We start from the raw sequence: 3,336 nt of genomic DNA, 5'->3' as shown, positions 1-3,336 counted from the left end.
TCAGTTACCATGCGGAGCGAAGCGGAGTTGGTAACTGACTTTATGAGCTGGGCATCTAGCCCAACTTAACATGAGTTCCTAATATTTTGGAGTAAATCTAGCTAAAAAGTTGGGCTGGATGACAAGCTCCTAGGATACTTTTGCATTTCAAGTTTGGTGAAACAAGACTGACATCAACATCACTCCATTCATTGGCTGTTCCTTTTGCATATGAACCATAGAGTAGAAGCTCATCTACCTCATAATGATCCTTAATCCGATTATATAATTCAGTAAGGAGTTTTTCTAATTCTAGTTTATTTTTTTCTAGCCATTTAAGTGAGTTTAAGTAAATTATGTATTTTTGATGGTATCTTGTTATGTTCTGAAATCAGACCCTTTAACAATTTTCAAGTGCATTATGGCATTTTTCAACAGAAGCTAAATACTGACCAGCCTTAAAGTTAATGTCAGCAGTTTTGAGATCGTATTTGGCTATCTTGAGCCAGTTCTGTGTGATTTTTTTCAATTGTTTACTGGGACTCTCTCGGTGATTAATATAATTATAGCAAGAGAGCTTGTGCTAATATTAACCTAATGGACGACAAACTCAAGGAAAAATGTGCTGTTTTTGGTGTATATGGGGAAGACCTTGATGTTAGTAGGCTGACGTTTTACGGATTATTTGCCCTTCAACATAGGGGGCAAGAAGCCTCTGGAATAGCTACTACTGATGGCAAAGAAATTTATTATCATAAAGACGTTGGTCTTGTGACTCACGTTTATTCAGAAGAAGATATTAAAAAACTCAAAGGGCATATTGCTGTTGGACACAATCTTTATTCTACAACCAAGGTCGCTGATTGCGAGCATGCTCAGCCGGTGATTCGCCGGAACCGCCGTAAGAGAACTGAGATCAATTTTGCACTTGTTCATAATGGCAATATTCCGTCTCTTGTTGCGCTTCAGGAATTTCTTGATGACAAGGGAATTGAGTTTGCTCATTTGAATGATTCAGAATTAATGGCGACTGCAATTAATTACTATGTTAATAATGGTTTGTCTTTAGCTGATGCTGTTGCTGCAGCTTACCCTCTTTTTACAGGTGTCTTTTCGATCTTAGTTATGGATAAGGAGAATTTGGTTGCGATTCGTGATCGTTGCGGGGTGAGACCTTTATCATTTGGAACGATAGGCGACAATGGTTATGTCATTTCTTCTGAGACTTGTGCCTTTCAAACCAGTGGCGCTGAAATGCTTAGAGAGATTGAGCCTGGTGAGATGGTTGTAATTAATAAAGATGGTGTTCGTTCACAACAACTTGCAGATTCTGATCTCAAAATGGATATTTTTGAGTTTGTTTACTTCTCACGTCCAGACAGTATTTTGCTTGGTAAGTCTGTTTATGAAGTCAGAAAAAATAGTGGTAAGATTTTAGCCAGAGAATTCCCCCTTGACGTTGATATGGTTGTAGCTGTGCCTGATACTGCGACTCCTGCGGCAATTGGTTATTCACAAGCATTGGGCATTCCAGTTGAATGGGCTTTGGTCAAAAACAGATATATTCACCGCACTTTTATTCAACCAGATCAGCACACTAGAGACATGGGCGTGAGAATGAAACTCAATCCTCTTAATGCAATTATCAAAGGCAAAAGGATTGCTTTGATCGATGACTCGATTGTGCGTGGAACTACGTCTAAACAAATCATCAAAACTTTGTTTGAAGCTGGTGCAACTGAGGTTCATTTCTTGGTTAGCTCACCACCCGTGAAGTATCCGGATTTTTATGGCATTGATACTCCAAAGCAAGATAAATTAATTGCTGCCACTAAGTCAGTCAAAGAGATTGAGGAATACCTAGGAGCGACTTCTCTATATTATTTATCCATAGAGGGTTTGCTTGAATCGACAGAGCTTGCTCCGAGCAACTTTAGTACTTCTTGTTTTACTGGAGACTATCCTGTTGATTTATTAGGGAGAGCCGAAGAAGTCAGGGTCGTATCCTGACATTGGACATTTTGATTAAATTTCTTATTTCAGCCTTGAAGCTTTGATCACGGTCTAGTAGTTCTTTAAAACGTTGTATGTTTTTTGCAACAGCAGCCTCTGATTTATTGATGAGTTTGCCAATCTCTTTATTGGTGATATCGGTATACTCTTTTAATAGGTAGGCTGTGATTTTAAAGCGATGATCGTTTTTTTGAACTCGTGAATTGATGACTTCTAATAAAGATGCATGATTGCATATTGCCTTTAATTCCTTGACTCCCTTAATCGATTTCCCTTCAAGCTGATCGAAATCTATATACTGATCACAGATTGATTTTATGAAGCTATCATCAGCTAAGAAAATTTGTGCCTTGGCTTCTTTCTCAGGATTCCAGCTGGAGTTTATATTCTTTTGGTGAAATTTGATAAACTGATCAATTTGCTTAGCCCCACTGCCAAACTGATTTAAAGTCCAAGAGTAGTCTATGAAATCATATCGTAGCTCAGCTTTGATATATGATTGATAGCTAGACCATTGATATTCTTCTGGCTTATCCTTGATTTTGGCTGCCACTGGATTGTTGTGAATATAGTTAATTAGTGTTTTGGAATATTGGTCAGAGTCTACAATTTTTCTTTTGTATCTGCCCTTGAATACGTGCCCATCTTTTTCAGGATATTTGGCGAGAAAAAATATCGCATATGACTGATTGATGAATTTCATTGTTTTGGCAATATTGGCATGTGGCGTGCACAGATATAAATGATAATGATTTCTCATTAAGCAAAATGCATAAATCCTAATGCCGTATTTGATAACAGCCTTTCTGCACAAGTGTATGAAGACTCTATGGTCCTCGTCGTCATAAAAAAGTGGCTGTCTATTAATGCCTCGTGAAAAGACGTGATAAAAAGCGTTGGGAAATTCTATGCTTAAATCTCTGGTCATGGTTTCTCCTTAATGTGGAGAAAATGCTAGCATTGTGAAATTGCGCAACTGTGTATTACACTATATTTGTCCAATGTCAGGATACGACCCTGATCCTCGACCCTAAGAACAAGCGCCAGCAGCTTTAAGTCCAACCCAGCTACTACCATCATAGAAACAGAATTCTTTGCTGTCAGAATCAATATAGATATCACCAAGAGTTGGTGTACTTGGTGCTGATGATCTTGGTTCTATTTTCATAACGTCAGAAATATGCAGTCTACGAGTCGGATCAGCAATACCTATACCAATATTACCAGTATCGTCAATTGTAAACACATCACCAGTTCCCAGGCTTGGCGTAGCAGTGCCCGAGTAACTAATTTTAAATTTGTCATCATCACTATTGTCAACACCCATTGCATAGCCATTAGCAC

The 3,336-nt window shown here is 38.3% G+C and carries 4 protein-coding genes; 1 reads left to right on the top strand and 3 read right to left on the bottom strand.

Going from position 1 to position 3,336, the window contains the following annotated elements; genetic code table 11:
• Positions 1-379: 379 nt before the first annotated feature.
• Complete coding sequence (locus tag O3C63_09575; protein ID MDA0773172.1) at positions 380-508, bottom strand: HEPN domain-containing protein; 129 nt, start codon at positions 506-508, stop codon at positions 380-382.
• A 68-nt stretch (positions 509-576) separates the two neighbouring features.
• On the opposite strand from O3C63_09575, the gene purF reads away from it, so the two are divergent.
• Positions 577-1,989, top strand: coding sequence for an amidophosphoribosyltransferase (gene purF / locus O3C63_09570; protein ID MDA0773171.1), 1,413 nt, complete (start codon positions 577-579; stop codon positions 1,987-1,989).
• On the opposite strand, the gene O3C63_09565 is transcribed toward purF, so the two are convergent.
• Positions 1,973-2,920, bottom strand: coding sequence for a transposase (locus O3C63_09565; protein MDA0773170.1), 948 nt, complete (start codon positions 2,918-2,920; stop codon positions 1,973-1,975). The two genes, purF and O3C63_09565, sit on opposite strands and share 17 nt — an antisense overlap.
• A 102-nt stretch (positions 2,921-3,022) precedes the next feature.
• A partial coding sequence (locus O3C63_09560) for a hypothetical protein (GenBank protein MDA0773169.1) occupies positions 3,023-3,336 on the bottom strand: 314 nt, incomplete at its 5' end.

It is taken from the genome of Cyanobacteriota bacterium, assembly GCA_027618255.1.
GTDB lineage: Bacteria > Cyanobacteriota > Vampirovibrionia > LMEP-6097 > LMEP-6097 > JABHOV01.
Note: the sequence above shows the minus strand (reverse complement) of the source record. Positions and strands in the feature narration are given on the sequence as shown.